Source organism: Pseudomonas sp. F8002 (assembly GCF_013385495.1).
Classification (GTDB): Bacteria; Pseudomonadota; Gammaproteobacteria; order Pseudomonadales; family Pseudomonadaceae; genus Aquipseudomonas.
On record NZ_JACAPW010000035.1, the window covers coordinates 49,486 to 67,128 of the forward strand.

Annotated in this window: 17 protein-coding genes; 13 read left to right on the forward strand and 4 right to left on the reverse strand. The window is 64.4% G+C overall.

Annotated elements, in window-relative coordinates; genetic code table 11:
* Positions 1–44: 44 nt before the first annotated feature.
* From HX811_RS25040 to gspD, 12 genes are all read left to right on the forward strand, one after another.
* The gene (locus HX811_RS25040) at positions 45–2,435 is read left to right on the forward strand and encodes a TonB-dependent receptor (RefSeq protein WP_177047824.1); all 2,391 of its coding nucleotides are present in this window, start codon (positions 45–47) and stop codon (positions 2,433–2,435) included.
* A gap of 371 nt (positions 2,436–2,806) precedes the next feature.
* The gene (gene gspE, locus HX811_RS25045) at positions 2,807–4,501 is read left to right on the forward strand and encodes a type II secretion system ATPase GspE (RefSeq protein ID WP_218172371.1); all 1,695 of its coding nucleotides are present in this window, start codon (positions 2,807–2,809) and stop codon (positions 4,499–4,501) included.
* A complete protein-coding gene (gene gspF, locus HX811_RS25050) occupies positions 4,498–5,700 on the forward strand; it encodes a type II secretion system inner membrane protein GspF (protein ID WP_177047827.1) in 1,203 nt (400 codons plus the stop codon). Before gspE ends, gspF begins: the two co-directional genes overlap by 4 nt.
* Positions 5,701–5,720: 20 nt before the next feature.
* Positions 5,721–6,146 (forward strand): type II secretion system major pseudopilin GspG, encoded by a 426-nt coding sequence (gene gspG, locus HX811_RS25055; protein ID WP_003209911.1) that lies wholly within the window; start codon positions 5,721–5,723, stop codon positions 6,144–6,146.
* Positions 6,146–6,577: a type II secretion system protein gene (locus HX811_RS25060; RefSeq protein WP_003209913.1), complete on the forward strand. Its 432-nt coding sequence runs from the start codon at positions 6,146–6,148 to the stop codon at positions 6,575–6,577. The genes gspG and HX811_RS25060 overlap by 1 nt, the downstream gene beginning before the upstream one ends.
* The gene (locus HX811_RS25065; protein WP_008437204.1) at positions 6,574–6,942 is read left to right on the forward strand and encodes a type II secretion system protein; all 369 of its coding nucleotides are present in this window, start codon (positions 6,574–6,576) and stop codon (positions 6,940–6,942) included. Before HX811_RS25060 ends, HX811_RS25065 begins: the two co-directional genes overlap by 4 nt.
* The gene (locus tag HX811_RS25070) at positions 6,939–7,556 is read left to right on the forward strand and encodes a prepilin-type N-terminal cleavage/methylation domain-containing protein (RefSeq protein WP_177047829.1); all 618 of its coding nucleotides are present in this window, start codon (positions 6,939–6,941) and stop codon (positions 7,554–7,556) included. Before HX811_RS25065 ends, HX811_RS25070 begins: the two co-directional genes overlap by 4 nt.
* On the forward strand, positions 7,553–8,275 hold the full coding sequence (locus tag HX811_RS25075; RefSeq protein WP_087694939.1) for a type II secretion system protein GspK: 723 nt from the start codon (positions 7,553–7,555) through the stop codon (positions 8,273–8,275). Before HX811_RS25070 ends, HX811_RS25075 begins: the two co-directional genes overlap by 4 nt.
* On the forward strand, positions 8,272–9,312 hold the full coding sequence (locus HX811_RS25080) for a PilN domain-containing protein (RefSeq protein WP_177047831.1): 1,041 nt from the start codon (positions 8,272–8,274) through the stop codon (positions 9,310–9,312). Before HX811_RS25075 ends, HX811_RS25080 begins: the two co-directional genes overlap by 4 nt.
* Positions 9,287–9,898: a type II secretion system protein GspM gene (gspM, locus tag HX811_RS25085; protein ID WP_177047833.1), complete on the forward strand. Its 612-nt coding sequence runs from the start codon at positions 9,287–9,289 to the stop codon at positions 9,896–9,898. The genes HX811_RS25080 and gspM overlap by 26 nt, the downstream gene beginning before the upstream one ends.
* Positions 9,895–10,419: a general secretion pathway protein GspN gene (locus HX811_RS25090; RefSeq protein WP_177047835.1), complete on the forward strand. Its 525-nt coding sequence runs from the start codon at positions 9,895–9,897 to the stop codon at positions 10,417–10,419. Before gspM ends, HX811_RS25090 begins: the two co-directional genes overlap by 4 nt.
* Positions 10,416–12,614 (forward strand): type II secretion system secretin GspD, encoded by a 2,199-nt coding sequence (gspD, locus tag HX811_RS25095; protein ID WP_177047844.1) that lies wholly within the window; start codon positions 10,416–10,418, stop codon positions 12,612–12,614. Before HX811_RS25090 ends, gspD begins: the two co-directional genes overlap by 4 nt.
* An 8-nt stretch (positions 12,615–12,622) precedes the next feature.
* Here the strand turns inward: gspD and HX811_RS25100 are convergent, their stop codons facing one another.
* The 4 genes from HX811_RS25100 to HX811_RS25115 form a co-directional block, all read right to left on the reverse strand.
* A complete protein-coding gene (locus HX811_RS25100) occupies positions 12,623–13,285 on the reverse strand; it encodes an RraA family protein (RefSeq protein WP_003209925.1) in 663 nt (220 codons plus the stop codon).
* A 26-nt stretch (positions 13,286–13,311) separates the two neighbouring features.
* The gene (locus tag HX811_RS25105) at positions 13,312–14,649 is read right to left on the reverse strand and encodes an MFS transporter (RefSeq protein ID WP_256344463.1); all 1,338 of its coding nucleotides are present in this window, start codon (positions 14,647–14,649) and stop codon (positions 13,312–13,314) included.
* Positions 14,650–14,752: 103 nt separating this feature from the next.
* Complete coding sequence (locus HX811_RS25110; RefSeq protein WP_177047846.1) at positions 14,753–15,976, reverse strand: pyridoxal phosphate-dependent aminotransferase; 1,224 nt, start codon at positions 15,974–15,976, stop codon at positions 14,753–14,755.
* The gene (locus HX811_RS25115; protein ID WP_177047849.1) at positions 15,973–16,629 is read right to left on the reverse strand and encodes an RraA family protein; all 657 of its coding nucleotides are present in this window, start codon (positions 16,627–16,629) and stop codon (positions 15,973–15,975) included. Before HX811_RS25115 ends, HX811_RS25110 begins: the two co-directional genes overlap by 4 nt.
* Before the next feature lie 104 nt (positions 16,630–16,733).
* Between HX811_RS25115 and HX811_RS25120 the strand changes: the two genes are divergently transcribed.
* Complete coding sequence (locus tag HX811_RS25120; RefSeq protein ID WP_076016066.1) at positions 16,734–17,618, forward strand: LysR family transcriptional regulator; 885 nt, start codon at positions 16,734–16,736, stop codon at positions 17,616–17,618.
* Positions 17,619–17,643 lie beyond the last annotated feature (25 nt).

Below are 17,643 nucleotides of genomic sequence, written 5' to 3' on the forward strand. Positions count from 1 at the left end.
ACTGGTCATTCCAGGTAAGTGAACAAAATCGAGAGCTTCTTCCAATGCCCGCAATACGCCCGTTGCTGAACCTCAGCCTCATGCTGAGCCTGAGTGCCAGCCCGTTGTTCGTTCCCATCAGCTATGCCGAAGACGGTGCGTCCCGGCGCAGCTACCAGGTGCCGGCCGGCAGCCTGAGCGCCGCACTGACCCGTTTCGCCGGGCTGGCCGGGGTCAACCTCTCGGTGGACCCGGCGCTGGTCAGCGGCCGCAACAGCAGCGGATTGTCCGGCGAATACGGCGTCGAAGAAGGTTTCGCGCGCCTGCTCCAGGGCTCCGGCCTGCAACTGCAGCCCATGGGCGAGCAGGCCTATAGGCTGACCCCGGTTCCCGAAGGCGGCAGCCTGCAACTGGCGCCCACCTCGATTCTCGGCACCACCGGCGATGCCGGCAGCGAGTCCTTCGCCGGTGGCCAGGTGGCGCGCCGTGGCTCCCAGGGGCTGCTGGGCTCGAAGGACTTCATGGATACTCCGTTCAGCATGACCACCTACACCAGCGCGGCGGTCAAGAACCAACAGGCGCGTACCCTTGGCGACCTGATTGCCAGCGACCCCTCGGTGCGCGCCACCAACCCGGCCGGCGGGCGCTATGAGCAATTCACCATTCGCGGCTTCAGCCTGTTCAACAGTGATGTCGCCTACAACGGCCTCTATGGCGTATTGCCGACCTATACCATCGACATGGAAATGGCCGAGCGCGTCGACATCATCAAAGGCCCCAGCCAGTTGATCAACGGCATCTCGCCACGAGGCAGCGTGGGCGGCGGGATCAACGTGGTGCCCAAGCGCGCTACCGACAAGCCCATCACCTCGTTTACCGGCAGTTGGGCCTCCGACAGCCAGGCGGGCGGGGCCGTGGATATCGGCCGGCGTTTTGGTGAAGACAACCAGTTCGGCCTGCGTTTCAACGGCGTGAAACAGTCCGGCGACACCGCCTGGGATCACCAGAGTGTCGACCGCGAAATGGCCGTGCTGGGCCTGGATTTTCGCGGTGAACGCCTGCGACTTTCCACCGACATCGGCCGCACCGAGCGCGATACCGACGCCCCCCAGGAACGTGTGCAAGTCGGGCCCAAAGCCAGGGTGCCGAGTGCCAACGACGTACGCCACAACTACGCGCAGCCCTGGAGCAAGGCAAGCACCAACGACACCTTCGGCACGGTCAACGGCGAGTTTGATCTCAGCGACAACCTAATGCTCTACGGCGGCGTCGGCGCGCGCAAAAGCAACCACGACTTCCTGCGCCATGCGGTGTCAGTGAGCAACAACGCCGGTGACTTCAGCGTGCAGCCCCGCGACTTCACCCGCGATGAAAACGTGCGCACCGCCACGGCGGGCGTGCGCAACTGGTTCCATACCGGCCCGGTGAGCCATGAGGTCAACCTGGCGGCCAGCTACTTCTACATGGACTTCGAAAACGGCGGCGCGCGATATGCGCTGGGTTCGAGCAATATCTACAACCCTGTGGAAAACCCCGCGCCTGGCCGGCCAACGCGATTTGACTCGAAGGTCTACACCGAAAACCGTTTCAGCGGTGTGGCGTTGTCCGACACCCTGGGCTTTTTCGATGACCGGTTGCTGCTGACCCTCGGTGCGCGCTGGCAGCGGGTCAAGGTGGATGACTGGACCGACAACGTTAAAGGCGACACCGCCTACGACGAGGAAAAAATTTCACCGTCCGGCGGCATCCTGTTCAAGGCAACCGACAAGCTCTCGTTGTACGCCAACTACATGGAAGGCCTGAGCCAGGGCAAGGTCGCGCCGTCGGCGTCGGTCAACGATGACGAAATCTTCCCACCGTTCATCAGCCGTCAGGTCGAAGTCGGCGCCAAGTACGACGCCGGTGCGTTCGCGGTGACGGCCGCTGTATTCAGGATCAAGCAGCCGGCCTACGAGACCAACGCCACCACGCTGGTCTTCGGCCCCAATGGCAAGCGCCAGAACGATGGTGTGGAACTCAGCGTGTTCGGCGAGCCGCTCAAGGGTTTCCGCCTGCTGGGCGGGGTGATGTACATCGACAGCGAACTGACCCACACCACCAACGGCACCTACGACGGCAACCGCGCGCCGGCCACGCCCAAGTACAACGTCAACCTGGGCGCGGAGTGGGACGTGCCGACTGTTGAAGGCCTGACCCTGACCAGCCGCGGGATCTATTCCAGCTCGCAGTACCTGGACCAGTCCAACGTCAAGGAAATCGACGCCTGGACGCGGCTTGATGTCGGCGCACGCTACGCCTTCAAGGTCGACGACAAGCACATTACCCTGCGGGCCAATGTCGAGAACGTGGCCAACCGGCGCTACTGGAGTTCGGCCGGTGCCTCGGATGACAGCGAGCCGGGGTTGACCTTGTCGACGCCGCGCACGTATTTGCTGTCGGCGACCGTCGACTTCTAGCGGCAATCGCGCCACAGGGAAGTGGCACTCTTGTGCAGTTCAAAATTAAACGACGAGAAGTTCAATGATTAGTGCTGTTGCAGTGGGCTGGCTATTTGCAATCGTGAACTAAGCATCAATATGTTAGTCGATGTGTTTAACAAGATTTTATGAATTGTGGCGAACTAATGGCCTTGGTCAGTAGTTCTAAAAGGCCATGATTTGCCACGGCTGTCCTGCACATCGCTTGTGTGCAGGGTCTTGATCTTGTTCAAGGCGCCGCTGGGACTAGTTGTTGTTTCTGCACCCTTGGAAACAGCCTCTTCAACTAGTTGTTCAGAATGGTGCAGATGTCTCAACCGATACCGTCAATGCCCATCGATGCATGCCGAATGCAGATTCCGGATGCCGAACAAGTGTGCGCGTGGCTGATGCGAAAAGCCGGTCTGAAAACCGTCGACCTGGAACGTGCTCGACGGTTATCCCAGGAATCCGACGACCCCGAACTGCTCGGCCTGCTGACGCGCCTGGGGCTGGTTTCCGAAGTGGAACTGGCGCGGGCCTGGGCCGATTTGCTCGGCGCGCCGTTGCTGCTGGCCGATGCCGCACCGCCCGTGCTCGACCCGCTGCCGGCGCTGACCGAACGCTTCATGCGCCATTACCAAGTGGTGCCGGTGGGCTGGAGCCACGGTGGTGTGCGGGTGTTGGCGGCCAACCCGGCGCTGCTGTATCCGTTCCAGGCCCTGGCGTATGCGTGCGGCGTACCGGTGTGGCTGGCGGTCGGGCCGCGCAACGAAGTCGAAACCCTGATCGAGCGTTACTACGGCCAGGGCCGTTCCGCCATGGGCACCCTGATCGAAAACCTCGACGAACAAGGCGGCGCCCTGGAAGACATCGAACACCTCAAGGACATGGCCTCTGAAGCCCCGGTGATTCGCCTGGTCAACCTGATCCTGCAACGGGCCGTGGAGCACCGCGCCTCGGACATCCATATCGAACCCTTCGAAAACCAGCTCAAGGTGCGCTACCGCATCGACGGTGTGCTGCATGAAGCCGAAGCGCCGCCGGCGAGTTCCTCGGCGGCGGTGATTTCCCGGGTCAAGATCATGGCGCGCCTCGACATCGCCGAGCGCCGCCTGCCGCAGGACGGCCGGATCATGTTGCGCATCCAGGGCAAGGAACTGGACCTGCGGGTATCCACGGTGCCCACCAGTTTTGGCGAGTCGGTGGTGATGCGCCTGCTGGACCGCCAGACCGTGCAGTTCGATTTCCAGAGCCTGGGCTTTGACGGCCAGCGCCTGGCAACCTTCCTTGAAGTGCTCGAGCGGCCCCACGGCATCCTGCTGGTCACCGGGCCCACCGGCTCGGGTAAAACCACCACGCTCTATACCGCGTTGTCGCGGCTCAATACCGCCGAGCGCAAGATCATCACTGTCGAAGACCCGGTGGAATACCAGTTGGAAGGCATCAACCAGATCCAGGTCAAACCCGCCATTGGGCTGGACTTCGCCGGCGCGCTGCGCTCCATCGTGCGCCAGGACCCGGACGTGATCATGATCGGTGAAATCCGCGACCTCGAAACCTGCCGCATCGCCATCCAGTCCTCCCTGACCGGCCACCTGGTGCTCTCGACCCTGCACACCAACAGTGCCGCAGCGAGTATCACGCGCCTGCTGGACATGGGGGTGGAGAGCTACCTGATCGCCTCGACCGTCAATGGCATCCTCGCGCAGCGCCTGGTGCGCCGCCTCGACCCGGCGACCCGTGAGGCGTTCGAAGCCCCGCCGGAGCTGATCGAGGAACACGGCCTTGACCGCTTCACCGACCAGCGCCCGATCCTGCTTTACCGGCCTCGCGCCAACGCCGCCGGCGGCGGTTACCACGGCCGCAGTGCAATCACGGAATTGCTGGTGATGAATGACGAACTGCGCAGCTTGTTGATGCGCCAGGCCGACGCCGCGACCCTCGAACATGCCGCCCGCCGTGGTGGCTTGCGCACCCTGCATGAAGAAGGCCTGCGCCAGGCGGTGGCCGGTGTCACATCCCTTGAAGAAGTGTTGCGCGTCACCCGTGGAGAGGGCGCGTGAGCCTGTTCAAATACCGTGCCCTGGACAGCCAGGGCGTCGCGCAGAACGGCACCCTCGAAGCGAAGGACCAGGCCGCCGCCGTCGCTGCGCTGCACAAGCGTGGCCTGCTGCTATTGCACATCGATGCCGCCGGTGCCCAAGGGCTGCGCAATGCCTTCGGGCGCGGCCAGTTGAATGGCGCGGCGCTGGTCAGTTTTACCCAGCAACTGGCCACCCTGCTGGGCGCGGGCCAACCGTTGGAACGCTCGCTGGGCATCCTGCTCAAGCAGCCCGGCCAGCCGCAGACCCGAGCGCTGATCGAACGTATCCGCGAGCACGTCAAGGCCGGCAAGCCATTGTCGGCAGCGCTGGAAGAGGAGGGCAGCCAGTTTTCGCCGCTGTACCTGAGCATGGTGCGTGCCGGTGAGGCGGGCGGTGCGCTGGAGAACACCCTGCGCCAACTCAGTGACTACCTGGAACGCAGCCAGTTATTGAGAGGCGAGGTGATCAACGCGCTGATCTATCCCGCCTTCCTGGTGGTGGGCGTGCTCGGTTCCCTGGCGCTGTTGCTGGCTTACGTGGTGCCGCAGTTCGTGCCGATCTTCAAGGATCTGGGCGTGCCGATTCCGTTGATCACCGAAGTGATCCTGGGCCTTGGGCAGTTCCTCGGCGCCTACGGCCTGGCGGTTTTTGCCGGGTTGATCGTGACGGTCTGGGCCCTGGCGGCACGCCTGCGCAACCCACGACACCGCGAGCAGTACGACCGGCGCGTGCTGGGTATCCGCGTTATCGGCCCGCTGTTGCAGCGGGTCGAAGCCGCACGCCTGGCACGCACCCTCGGCACCTTGCTGAGCAACGGCGTGGCACTGCTGCAAGCGCTGGTGATCGCGCGCCAGGTCTGCACCAACCGTGCCTTGCAGGCACAAGTGGCCCAGGCCGCCGAGTCGGTGAAAGGCGGCGGCACCCTGGCCAGTGCATTTGGCAGCCAACCGCTGCTGCCGGACCTGTCCCTGCAAATGATTGAAGTCGGCGAACAGGCCGGTGAACTGGACAGCATGCTGCTCAAGGTCGCCGACGTGTTCGACGTCGAAGCCAAGCGCGGCATCGACCGCCTGCTCGCCGCCCTGGTGCCGTCCCTGACGGTGGTCATGGCGGTGCTGGTGGCGGTGATCATGCTCGCGATCATGCTGCCGCTGATGAGCCTGACCAGCAATATATGAAGACCCAAGGAAGCAAGCCGATGCGCCATACCCGTTTCAAACCCGCCCGCCGCCAAGGCGGTTTCACCTTGCTGGAAATGCTCGCGGTGATTGTGTTGCTGGGCATCGTCGCGACCATCGTGGTGCGCCAGGTGGGCGGCAACGTCGACAAGGGCAAATACGGCGCGGGCAAGGCGCAACTGGCCAGCCTGAGCATGAAGATCGAGAGTTACGGCCTGGACGTCGGCTCGCCACCCAAGACCCTCCAGCAATTGGTCGACAAGCCTGGCAACACCGCCGGCTGGGCCGGGCCGTACGCCAAGCCCTCAGACCTCAAGGACCCGTTCGGCCATGCCTTCGGCTATCGCTTCCCCGGTGAACATGGCGCCTTCGACCTGATCTTCTACGGTCAGGACGGCCAGCCCGGCGGCGAAGGCTACAGCGCCGACCTGGGCAACTGGGAATAATGCCGGCCCTCCAACGCGGCTTTACCCTGCTGGAGATGCTGGTGGTGATCGTGTTGATCAGCATCGCGGCCGGGTTGGTGGGATTTGGCCTGCAACAAGGCCTGCGGGTAGCGAAAGAGCGCCAGGTGGTCGGGCAGATGGTGGATGCCCTGCGCAGCACACGGGCGCGGGCGATTGTCAGCGGCAGGTCGGCCAAGACCGTTTTCGACTTGGCCCGGCTGAGCTTTCAGGCGCCGGGGCAACCCATCAAGCACTGGCCGGCCGATCTGCAAGTGACCCTGCACACCGCCGAACACGCAGGCGCTGCGGTGGAGTTTTACCCCGACGGCAGCTCTACCGGCGGCAACCTGTTATTGGCCAATGGCACGCGACGCTGGCGCATCGACGTCGGCTGGCTGACCGGCAGCGTGCAGTCCAGGGCATTGCCATGAAGCGTCAGTCGGGTTTCACCTTGCTGGAAATGCTCGCAGCGCTGACCCTCATGGCGATCTGCAGCACGGTGTTGCTGGTCGCGTTCGGCCAAAGCGCGCGCTCGTTGTTGCAGGTGGCCCACAGCGACCGCCTGACCCATACCGCCTTGAGCGTGATGGATCAGGAGGCGTCGGGGCCCCTGGCCAGTGGCGTGCGCGAGGGCGAGCTGGACGGCATTGCCTGGCAACTGCGCGTCGCCCAGCAGCCCACCCGCATCGGTCAGCCACATTTGTTTCGCCTCGATCTCAGCGTCAGCGAAGGTCCGCGCCGCGCAAATTTCAGTACCTTGAAACTGCGCGCCAGCCGCGACGGGAGCCTCCAGTGAAGCAGCAGCGGGGCTTCACGTTGCTCGAAGTCATGATCGTGCTCAGCCTGCTGGGCGTGTTGTTGGCCCTGGTGGGCGGCGCGCTCCTGGGAGCCAACCGTGCAGTACTCAAGGCGCAGCGCTACACCGTCAGCCTGGATGAAAGTCGCGCCGCGCAACAGTTCCTGCGCACCTCCATCAGCGAAGCATTGCCCCTCGACGTGACCGAGGACGACAGCCAGACCAACGGTTTTTTTGTCGGCGCTCCCCAGCGCCTGCAATTCGTCGCGACCTTGCCGGGCGTGCTCGGCGGCGGTATCCAGCGTTTCACCTTGCAGTTGACCGAGCGCGAGTTGCAGGTGGCGTTCGCACGGTTTGAGTCCAATGCCCAAGTGAGCGTGCCGGCCATCCGCAGCGAGCCGCAGGTGTTGCTGAAGAACGTCGACGATCTGCAATTCAGCTATCGCGGCCTGTCGCCCAAGGGCCAGGCCACCGGTTGGATCAGTGACTGGCCGTGGACCAAACGCCTGCCTTATGCGGTACGCATTGCAGCACAAGTCAACGGACCGGTGCCGTGGGTCACCCAAGTGGTTGCCCTGCGGCTGAACCTCTCCAGCGGAGCATCAGGCGAATGAAGCGTCAGCGCGGCGTTGCATTGCTGCTGGTGCTGTGGGTACTGGCGTTGCTCAGCTTGCTGCTGGGCGGCCTGGCCGGTTGGGTACAACTGGAAAGCCGCCAGGCCCTGTGGCATCGCCAGCATACCCAGGCGCTGCTGGCGGCGGAGGCGGGCGTGGCGTTGGCCATGCAGGCCCTGGCCGACCCGCTGCAACGCAAGCAATGGATCGCCGACGGCCGCGAAATGCCTCTGGTATTTGATGACGCACAGCTTCACGTGAGCCTGCACAGCGAGCGCGGCAAGCTGTATTTGAACAGCGCCGAGGCCGCTGACTTTGCCCGCCTGGCCCTGGCCTGCGGTGCCACCCAGGCCCAGGCCAGCCGGCTCGCCGGGGACCTGGAAATGCGGCGCAACGCAGGCCTGGCGCCGTTCCGCGTGGTGGAGGAAGTGCGGCAATTGCCCGGCATGACCCAGGCGCTGTACAGCCGGCTGGCCCCGGAAATCAGTTTGTGGAGCGGCCTGGACCGGCCCGATCCCGCTTTCGCCAGCCCATTGATGCGCCAGGCGCTGAACCTGCCCCGGCAGAGCGCAGTAGGGGCCGACCCCGGTGACGTGCTGGTGATCGACAGCCGCGCACAACGCCCCGGCGGTTACCACGCCCGATTACGAACCACGGTTTTATTGAGCCCATCGGAGGGAAGCGCACAACCTTATCGGGTGCTGCGTTGGCAAGAATGAATCCATACCTTTCGGCGCCAGTGGCGCGCCTTCAACAGCTGGCCGAACCGCTCACCCGGCACTGGCGCGGCAGCTTGCTGCAAGTGGGCTGGCGCCTGTGGCTCAAGGAGCTGCGTGGCTGCCTGCCGGCGTGGCTGTCGGTCCGTGACATCCCCGAGCACCGCTACCACTGGCCGTTGACCGGGCCGGTGGCAAAACCTGCCGACGAGGTGCGCCAGGTGCTGGTGCTCGCGCCCTCGGCGGTGCTGCTGCAAACCCTGCAACTGCCCCTGGCGGCCGCGCGCAACCTGTCGACCGTTATGGGTTATGAACTGGACCGCTTTACCCCGTTCGAAGCTGAACAGTTGTACTTCGTGGCCCGTCAGGAACGGCGCACCGCCACGCATGTGCAGGTGACCCTGGTGGCCATTCTGCGGGAGCGCCTGGATCAAATCCTGTTGGACTGCGCTGCCCTCGGCTTGCAGCCCCATGCGGTGGATGTGGACGGGCCAATGGGCATCGACCTGCTGCCGGCGCCGTTGCGCCCACGCCAGCGCCCGGCCGGGAAGGGCTTGCAACGCAGCCTGCCCTGGCTGTGCGGCGCCTTGCTGATTGCCGCGATGCTGCTGTGGCTCAACGACCGCCAGCGGGTGCTCGACGTCATGCAGGCGCAGGTGCAACAACAGAAAGCCCAGGTCGCGGAGGTCCAGAGCCTGCGCCAGCAACTGCTTAACACCCGTGGCGCCGCGCAGTACCTGATTCGCCGCAAGTCGGCACAACCGCCGTTGGCGGCGTTGCTCAACGAGCTGACCGCCTGCCTGCCCGCCGATACCTGGATCGACCAGTTGGACGTCAACAACGGCGCCGACGTGTCCTTCTCCGGGCAAAGCGCCAAGGCGAGTGCCCTGATCACTCGGATCAAGGCGTGCCACAGCCTGGAAAACCCCCAGTTCGAAGGGGTGATCCAACCCGATGCGCAAACCGGCAAGGATCAGTTTTCCCTGCGCGCCCACTTGCACCAGGAGGCCGCCGATGCGCCGACCACTGACACCCCGTGAGCGTCGCGGCGCCGCCTTGCTGGTCCTGGCGCTGGTGCTGGGCGGCGGTTACTGGCTGCTGATCGACAGCTGGTTCGCCGGGCCATTGCGTGCCATGGGCGAGCAGGCCGAACAGCTGCGCGAACAACAGCAACGCTATGCGGGCCTGCTGCACCAGGGCGCCGCCTTGCGTGAGCAATTGGAGCAAGCCCGCCAGGACCCGGCCAGCAGCACCAGCCTGTTGCCGGGGGATGACCCCAGCGCCGTGGCGGCGGACCTGATGCAGCGCATCGCCGACCTGATCAACAGCCGCGCCGGCCTCGGCGGCGGCTGCAGCCTGACCCAGCGCATGCCCATCACCCCGGAGCAGGACGACACCGAGCCCTATTGCCAGGTCAAAGTCAGCCTGACCCTCAACTGCGCCATCGAACCCTTGACTGCGATCCTGCATGAGCTGGAGTACCAGCGACCGTTCCTGTTCGTGGATGAAATGAGCGTCCGTCGCGGGCCGAATGCCCCCGCCAGCGGCGGTGCCGGAAAGCTGGTGGTGCACCTGTTGGTGCGCGGTTATCTGCAACCGGCAGCCGCCACGCAGGCCCGCCGATGATCAATTCATTGCGCCCCCTCGAGTGGGTGTTGCTCGGTGTGGCCGGGCTGCTGGGCCTGCTGATGGTGGGCATCTTGAGCAGCATCGGCGATGCGCCGCAGTGGCTGGATGAGCCTGCCTCCGCCGTGCGCGCCAATGCTTCGGCGAAGGTTCACGTGGCCCCGAGTGCGACCCTGGAAAGCCTCGCCGGCACCTGGCAGGCGCCGCTGTTCAGCCCCGACCGCAGCCCCGATGCCGCCGTTGGCCAGGCCGAGATTTCCAGCCTGTCGAGCCTGAAGCTGACCGGCGTGCTGCTCGACGGCGACCTGCGCGTCGCGCTGCTCAAGCGTGACGAGGGCCCGCCGCTCAAAGTCCAGCAAGGCCAGACTCTGCCCAACGGCTGGCGCCTGGAACACCTGACACCGCTGCACGCCCGTTTTGTGCTGGATGGCCGCACGCAAACCCTGAGCCTCAGCGTTCCGCGTTTGCCGCCGCCGTCCACCACACCACCGATTTCCCTTCCTCACGAGCCCGCCCCTTGATCGATACTTCCCCTCGCGCCTTGCGCACCAGCGTGTTTTGCCTGGCCACCGCCGTCGCCTTGGGCGGCTGTGGGTCATTCCCCGATCACCTCGACCCGGACGATGCCTTGCTTCACGAGGCGATGCAGGGCACCGGTTCGCAACGGCCGCCCGTGGACCCGGCCAGCGAGTCGCCTGCGGCCGACAGCCGCCAACCCCAGGCGCCTACGCCGCCCCAGCGCCAGTTGATTCGCGGTAACCAGCAGTTCGTGCGCCAGCCCGCACCTGCGCCGGCGGTCAAGGATGAAGCCAGCGGCGACATCGTGTTCAACTTCGCCGACCAGCCGATTGAGGCGGTGATCAACAGCGTCATGGGCGACCTGCTGCACGAGAACTACAGCATCGCCCAGGGTGTGAAAGGCAACGTAAGCTTCTCCACCTCAAAGCCGGTGAGCAAGCAGCAGGCGCTGTCGATCCTCGAAACCCTGTTGTCCTGGACCGATAACGCGATGATCCGCCAGGGCCAGCGCTACGTGATCCTGCCCGCCAACCAGGCGGTGGCGGGCAAGCTGGTGCCGGAAATGAGCGTGTCGCAACCCTCCAGCGGGCTCTCGGCCCGGCTGTTTCCGCTGCGCTATATCTCGGCCACGGAAATGCAGAAACTGCTCAAGCCGTTCGCCCGGGAAAACGCATTCCTGCTGGTGGATCCGGCGCGCAACGTGCTGAGCCTGGCCGGTACGCCGGATGAGTTGGCTAACTATCAGGACACCATCGACACCTTCGACGTCGATTGGCTCAAGGGGATGTCGGTGGGGGTGTTCGGTTTGCAACGGGCCTCGGTGGCCGAGTTGATGCCCGAGCTGCAAAAAATGTTTGGCCCCGACAGCGGCATGCCCCTGGCGGGCATGGTGCGCTTCCTGCCCATCGAGCGGACCAATTCGGTGGTGGCGATCTCGTCCCAGCCGCAGTACCTCAGTGAAGTTGGCGACTGGATTCACACCATCGATGAAGGCGGCGGCAACGAGCCGCAGATGTACGTCTACGACGTGCGCAACATGAAGGCCACGGACCTCGCCAAATACCTGCGGCAGATCTACGGCACCGGCGCGATCAAGGACGATGCGCCGGCCAAGGTGGCGCCGGGGCTCCGCACGGCGACCTTGTCGTCACTCAACACCAGCGGCGGCACCTCCGGTGGCTTGAACAACAGCAGCAATAGCCCGCCCGTCAGCGACGAAGAAGACCAGGCCCCGGTCGCCAGCGAAGACGGTGAAAATGCAGAGCCGGGCGCTGCCAAAAGCCTCGACGCCGGCACCCGGATCACCGCGCAAAAAAGCAGTAACCAGTTGCTGGTACGCACCCGACCGGTGCAGTGGAAGGAGATCGAATCGGCGATCAAGCGCCTCGACAACCCGCCGCTGCAAGTGCAGATCGAGACGCGCATCCTCGAAGTCAAACTCACCGGCGAACTGGACCTAGGGGTGCAATGGTACCTGGGCCGCCTGGCGGGCAACTCCACCAGCACCACGGTAGCCAATACCCCTGGCAGCCAGGGCGCCCTGGGTGGCGGCGGTGCGGGATTGGGCGCGGATTCGCTGTTCTATTCCTTCGTCAGCTCCAACCTGCAAGTGGCCTTGCACGCCCTGGAAACCAACGGCCGCACCCAGGTGCTGTCGGCGCCGTCGCTGGTGGTGATGAACAACCAGCCGGCGCAGATCCAGGTGGGGGACAACATCCCCATCAGCCAGACCACGGTCAACACCGGCAACGCCGACAGCACCTTGAGCAGCGTCGAATACGTGCAGACCGGGGTGATCCTCGACGTGGTGCCGCGGATCAACCCGGGCGGCCTGGTGTACATGGACATCCAGCAACAGGTCAGCGACGCCGAGAACCAAACCACCAACAGCAGTGACACGCCCAACAACCCGCGCATCTCCACACGTTCGGTGTCGACCCAGGTGGCGGTGCAAAGCGGCCAGACCGTGTTGCTCGGCGGGTTGATCAAGCAGGACAACGCGGAGAGCGTCAGCGCCGTGCCGTACCTGGGGAAAATCCCCGGGCTGCGCTGGTTGTTTGGCAACACCAGCAAGTCCAGGGATCGCACCGAGTTGATCGTGCTGATCACGCCGAGGGTGATCACCAGCAGCGGTCAGGCGCGGCAGGTGACGGATGACTACCGCCAGCAGATGCAGCTGTTGCGACCGGCCAACTGAAGGACCTTTCAGCCCTTGCGTTGCAGGGTGTGATAACCCAGCGCCGCCCGTGCTTCACGCAGGGATTTGCCTTCATCGAGCAGCGCCCGGATACGCGCTTCCACCGCTTCAATCGAGCGCGCGCACGCCGCCACTTCATGGGCCCGCTCGCGCGGCACGATCACCACGCCATTGGCGTCGGCGACCACGATGTCCCGGGCGCACACCCGGGCCTGGCCGATGGACACCGGCTGGTTTACCGCTTCCACTTCAACCCGGTCCTTGCCCGTGCGCATGAACCGGCCCTTGGTGAACAGCGGGTAGCCGTCGCCCAGGGCCTTGCTCACGTCGCGGCACACGCCATCGATCACCGTCGCGGCGATCCGCTGGCTGCCGGCGTACTGGGTCATGATGTCGCCCCACACCGTGCAGTCGGTGCGTCCGTCGTTGTCGATCACCACCACATCGCCTTCGGCCACGTCATCGATAAAGTCGCCTACGGTGCCCGGCGGGGTGCTGGCGCTGACGTAGCGCACCGTGAAGGCCGGGCCGACCACCACCTGGCGATAGTTGTCCAGGGGCATGATCCCCAGGCATTGGCCGGGCAGGCCTAGCTTGTCCAGGGCGTCGGACACGCCCGGGGTGTCCAGGCCGGCAAACAGGGCAACCAATTCTTGGTCTTGGGGTGACATGGATAACTCCTCGTGGTGGTGACAAATCAGGTCGCGTGGCTGGAGGCCGGGCGGGGCTCGGCAATGGTCAGCAAAATGATGAAGCTGATGAACGAGCCGATCGCCAGCCAGGCAAATACGTAGTTCCAGCCGTAGTTGTCCAGCAGCAGGCCGGTGATGAAGGGCGTGGCGGCGGCGCCCAACTGGCCGATCATGTTCACGATGGCGTTGGAGATCGGGAAGGTCTTCTTGGTGGTCAGGCCCATCGGGTAGACCATGTAGGACGAGAAGCCGAGGCTCAGCACCACGCCGGTCAGCATCAGCAGCAAGCCGTAGGGCAGGGGCTCGGCCGGTGAATTGATCAGCAGGTACATCATCAACGAGGTGCCGACGGCCGACAGCAACATGCCCGGCTTGCGACGGCCGCCCATCAGGCGGTCCGAGCAGAAACCACCCAGCAGGTTGCCCAGCACCGCGCCCACCCAGGGCGCTGCCGAGACCAGGCCCATGTTCATGATCGAAAACTGCTTGACGGTCATCAGGTAGGTGGGAATCCACGCCAGCAGCACGCTGGAGACACCGAGCTGGAAGCAGTAGCTGGTGGCGCACCCCCAGATATTCCATGAGGTGAAAACCTGACGGTTGGTTTCCAGGGGCTTTTCATCGCGGGTGCGGATCACCCGGTCGAGCTTTTTCACCCACGCCGGGGTCTTGTGCACACGGGCGGTCTGGGCGATTGCGGTGTCTTCGACGATGTACTGCAGTTCGGCCTGGTTGACGAAGCGGCTGCGGGACGGATGGTCCGTGACCAGGAAGTACCAGACCACCGCCAGCACGATGCCCGGGATCGCAAAGAAGTAGAAAATCTCGCGCCAGCCCCATACCGAAATGATCACGGCACACAGCGGCGGCACGATCACCGGTCCGAACTTCACGGCCGACAGAAAGATCCCCGACGCGGTGCCTTTTTCCCGTGCCGGAAACCAGTTATTGATGGTGGTGGTCATGCTGATGGGCAGCGGGCCTTCGGCGATGCCCAGGCCCAGGCGATAGAGTTTCAGCGCCAGCAGTGAGCTGGCGGTGCCTACCAGGCCGGTCAGCAACGAGGTCAGCACCATGGCCCCCGGCAGGATCCGGCTGACGCCAAAGCGCCCGAAGGCAAAGCCCGACGGCAGTTGTGCCAGGGCGTAAGCCAGCAGGAACAGGCTGACCAGGCCACCGGCCTGGGCGTTGCTCATTGCAAATTCCTGGCGAATGAACGGCAGCGCCACGCCGAGGTTGGCCCGGTCGGCGGCGGCCACGGTGTAGATCAGGAAAATCAGCGCAGCAACCACCCAGCGGTATTGGCTGCGCACAGCGGGTTTTATGACTTCAGGCATAGACATGGGGGCGGACCTTGTTGTTGTGAGTGTTGTCCTGTTCGGCCTTAATCTTAAGAAGAGGCGCACGCCACCATTAGCGATATTTATCTATGTGAACTCATCACTTTTATTCTTCTGCCAGCAAGCTGCTGCAGAAGCCGCGGATTGCCTCGCACGCCTGGCGCAACGACTTGTCATCCAGGGCATAGGCGATGCGGATGTACGGCCCCAGGCCGAAGGCGCTGCCATGCACCACGGCTACATTGGCCTCATCCAGCAGCGCCAGGGCCACGTCTTCATCGCTGCGCAGCAGCCGCCCGCCCGCCGAGGTGCGCCCGATCAGCGCGGCGCATGAGGCGAACGCGTAGAACGCGCCGGCGGGGCTGATGCACGTCAGGCCTGGCGTGTCGTTCAGCAACTGGACCATCAAGTCCCGGCGCGCCTGGAACACCCGACGGCTGTCGCGGATGAAATCCCTGGGGCCTTCCAGTGCAGCGAGGGCCGCCTGTTGCGAGATCGAACAGGCGCCGGAGGTCTGCTGGCCCTGGAGTTTTTCCATGGCCTCCAGCAGCCAGCGTGGGCCGGTGGCGAAACCGATGCGCCAGCCGGTCATGGCGTAGGCCTTGGACACGCCGTTCATGGTCAATGTGCGTGGTGCCAAACGCGGCTCAACCTGGGCCAGGGTATGAAAGGCCTGGCCGTCGAAGATCAGGTGCTCGTAAATGTCATCGGCCAGGATCAGCACCTGCGGGTGGGCCAGCAGCAGCTCGGCGAGTGCCCGCAAGTCGTCTTGGCTGTACACCGCACCGGTGGGGTTGGACGGTGAGTTGAGGATCAGCCAGCGCGTCTGCGGGGTCATTGCAGCGGCCAGGGCCTCGGGTGTCAGCTTGAAACCGCTGTCGGCATCACAGGTGACGATGCGCGCTTCGCCGCCGCACAGTTGCACCATCTCCGGGTAACTGACCCAGTACGGCGCGGGCACGATCACCTCGTCGCCTTCATTGAGGGTGGCCGCCAGGGCGTTGTAGATCACCTGCTTGCCGCCGTTGCACACGAGGGTGTCCTGCCAGGACACGTCCAGGCCGTTTTCGCGCCGGAACTTCGCCGCCACCGCCTCCCGCAGGGCCCGCGCACCGGCCACCTGGGTGTAGCGGGTATGCCCGGTTTCAATGGCCTGGATCGCGGCTTCGCGGATATGCGCCGGGGTGTCGAAATCCGGTTCGCCGGCGCACAGCGAGATAATCTGCGCGCCTTGCGCCCGGCGTTCGGCGACGCGGTCCATGATGCGATAGGTGGCAGACGGTTGTGCGCTGGCCAGGCGCTGGTTCAGCCGCTGGATATCGGTGCTCATCGGCTGATCGCCTCAAACTGTGCGTCGTGCATCACCTCGACCACCGAGCGCCCGCTGCGCACGGCCTGCACCATGCCGTCCTGGCGGCGGGCAATGCGCTCGCCCAGGTCCAGGACCTTTTCGATCACCGCCTGGGCCACGAATACCGTGCCGCAGGTATCGGCAATCACGTAGTCGTCCTCGCTGACGCTCACGCCAGCGACGTTGAGGGTCACGCCGGCGTCGAGCTGCACCACGCGGTTGCGCGCGCTGATCATGGTCACGCCGCGTCCGTACACCGGATAGCTGATGGCTTCGCTGCCGTCGATATCGCGGCTGAAACCATCAATCACCGTACCGCGTATGTGTTTGCGCAACGCCGCGTTGGCGATGATGTCGCCCCAGCAGGAAATGCCCTCGATACCGCCGGCAATCACCAGCACCCGGTCGTCTGTCGCGACCTGTTCGATCACCGGGGTGATCAAGTGCACGGTCGGGGCGATGTCGGACTTGGGGCCGAGCAGTACGGTACTGGCGCGGCCAACGATCTTCGGGCAGTTCCACAGCGGGCGCAGGCCCACGGTGGCGCCGGGCAGGCCGAGAAAGTCGAGGGCGTCGGACACGGTGTTGGTGTCCAGTGCGGCCAGGCGGTCGAGCAAGTGGTCAGCGGTCATGGGCAAGCCTCGGGTGACGGAGGCGGCCAGTGTCAGTCAGTGGCTATGATAGGTATATTACGAAGTACAGAAGCCTTGCATACGCTTAACCTATGGATAAGACCATGATCAACTTTCGCCTGATTCGTCACCTCTGGTTGTTCCTGGCCGTGGCTGAAGAGCAGAACTTTGGCCGTGCGGCCAAGCGCCTCGGCATGTCCCAGCCACCGCTGAGCGAGCAGATCCAGGTGCTGGAGCAGGCGCTCAAGGTCAAGCTGTTCGACCGCTCCCGACGGGGGGCCAAGCTGACTCCGGTGGGCGCGGCGATCCTGCCGGCGGTGCGCAAGTTCGCCGAGCAGCTGGAGCGCCTGGAACTCGCCGTGGAAGAAGCGGTGGCGGGGCAGTCGGGGATGTTGACCATCGGCGCGATTTCCACGGCGATGTTTGATGTGCTGCCGGGGTTGATCGAGCAACTGAAGCTTGATTACCCGCAGCTCACGGTGTCGGTGCGGGAAATCGACAGCGTCGAGGCGTTGCCGGCGCTGGAGGCCGGGGATATCGACCTGGCGTTTGCCCGGCTGGATGGTGACCTTGGGGCTTCGGTGCAGTCATTGCCGCTGACGGAGGACCGGCTGGTGGTGGCGTTGCCGGCGGATCACCCGTTGGCGAGTCGTACGCGGATCAGTTTGTCGAGCCTGGCGAATGAGCCGTTGGTGATGTTTTCGCGCAACGTCAGTCCGGTGTATTTCGACAATTTGATCGCGACCTGTCGTGCCAGCGGGTTTTCGCCTCGGGTGCTGCATGAAGTGCGGTCGGTGGCTTCGCAGATCGCGTTTGTCAGCTATGGGCAGGGCATTGCGTTGGTGCCGGCGTCGTTGAAGAAGCTGGCGCCGGCTAATGTGGTGTTTCGTGGGTTGAGTCAGAAACTCAATGTGGTGACTACGGCTGTCGCGTGGAATACCCAGCGGCCGAATCCGGTGGTGGAGGCGGTGATTGCGCGGTTTCGCTAGGGGTTGGGGTTGAGTACATATCCGT

What these genes read in the sequence shown, in the direction of transcription:
- HX811_RS25040 (WP_177047824.1), top strand. Translation starts at nt 45, where the DNA reads ATGCCCGCAATACGCCCGTTGCTGAACCTCAGCCTCATGCTGAGCCTG.
- gspE (WP_218172371.1), top strand. Translation starts at nt 2,807, where the DNA reads ATGCAGATTCCGGATGCCGAACAAGTGTGCGCGTGGCTGATGCGAAAA.
- gspG (WP_003209911.1), top strand. Translation starts at nt 5,721, where the DNA reads ATGCGCCATACCCGTTTCAAACCCGCCCGCCGCCAAGGCGGTTTCACC.
- HX811_RS25060 (WP_003209913.1), top strand. Translation starts at nt 6,146, where the DNA reads ATGCCGGCCCTCCAACGCGGCTTTACCCTGCTGGAGATGCTGGTGGTG.
- HX811_RS25065 (WP_008437204.1), top strand. Translation starts at nt 6,574, where the DNA reads ATGAAGCGTCAGTCGGGTTTCACCTTGCTGGAAATGCTCGCAGCGCTG.
- HX811_RS25075 (WP_087694939.1), top strand. Translation starts at nt 7,553, where the DNA reads ATGAAGCGTCAGCGCGGCGTTGCATTGCTGCTGGTGCTGTGGGTACTG.
- HX811_RS25080 (WP_177047831.1), top strand. Translation starts at nt 8,272, where the DNA reads ATGAATCCATACCTTTCGGCGCCAGTGGCGCGCCTTCAACAGCTGGCC.
- gspM (WP_177047833.1), top strand. Translation starts at nt 9,287, where the DNA reads ATGCGCCGACCACTGACACCCCGTGAGCGTCGCGGCGCCGCCTTGCTG.
- HX811_RS25090 (WP_177047835.1), top strand. Translation starts at nt 9,895, where the DNA reads ATGATCAATTCATTGCGCCCCCTCGAGTGGGTGTTGCTCGGTGTGGCC.
- HX811_RS25100 (WP_003209925.1), bottom strand. Translation starts at nt 13,285, where the DNA reads ATGTCACCCCAAGACCAAGAATTGGTTGCCCTGTTTGCCGGCCTGGAC.
- HX811_RS25105 (WP_256344463.1), bottom strand. Translation starts at nt 14,649, where the DNA reads ATGTCTATGCCTGAAGTCATAAAACCCGCTGTGCGCAGCCAATACCGC.
- HX811_RS25110 (WP_177047846.1), bottom strand. Translation starts at nt 15,976, where the DNA reads ATGAGCACCGATATCCAGCGGCTGAACCAGCGCCTGGCCAGCGCACAA.
- HX811_RS25115 (WP_177047849.1), bottom strand. Translation starts at nt 16,629, where the DNA reads ATGACCGCTGACCACTTGCTCGACCGCCTGGCCGCACTGGACACCAAC.
- HX811_RS25120 (WP_076016066.1), top strand. Translation starts at nt 16,734, where the DNA reads ATGATCAACTTTCGCCTGATTCGTCACCTCTGGTTGTTCCTGGCCGTG.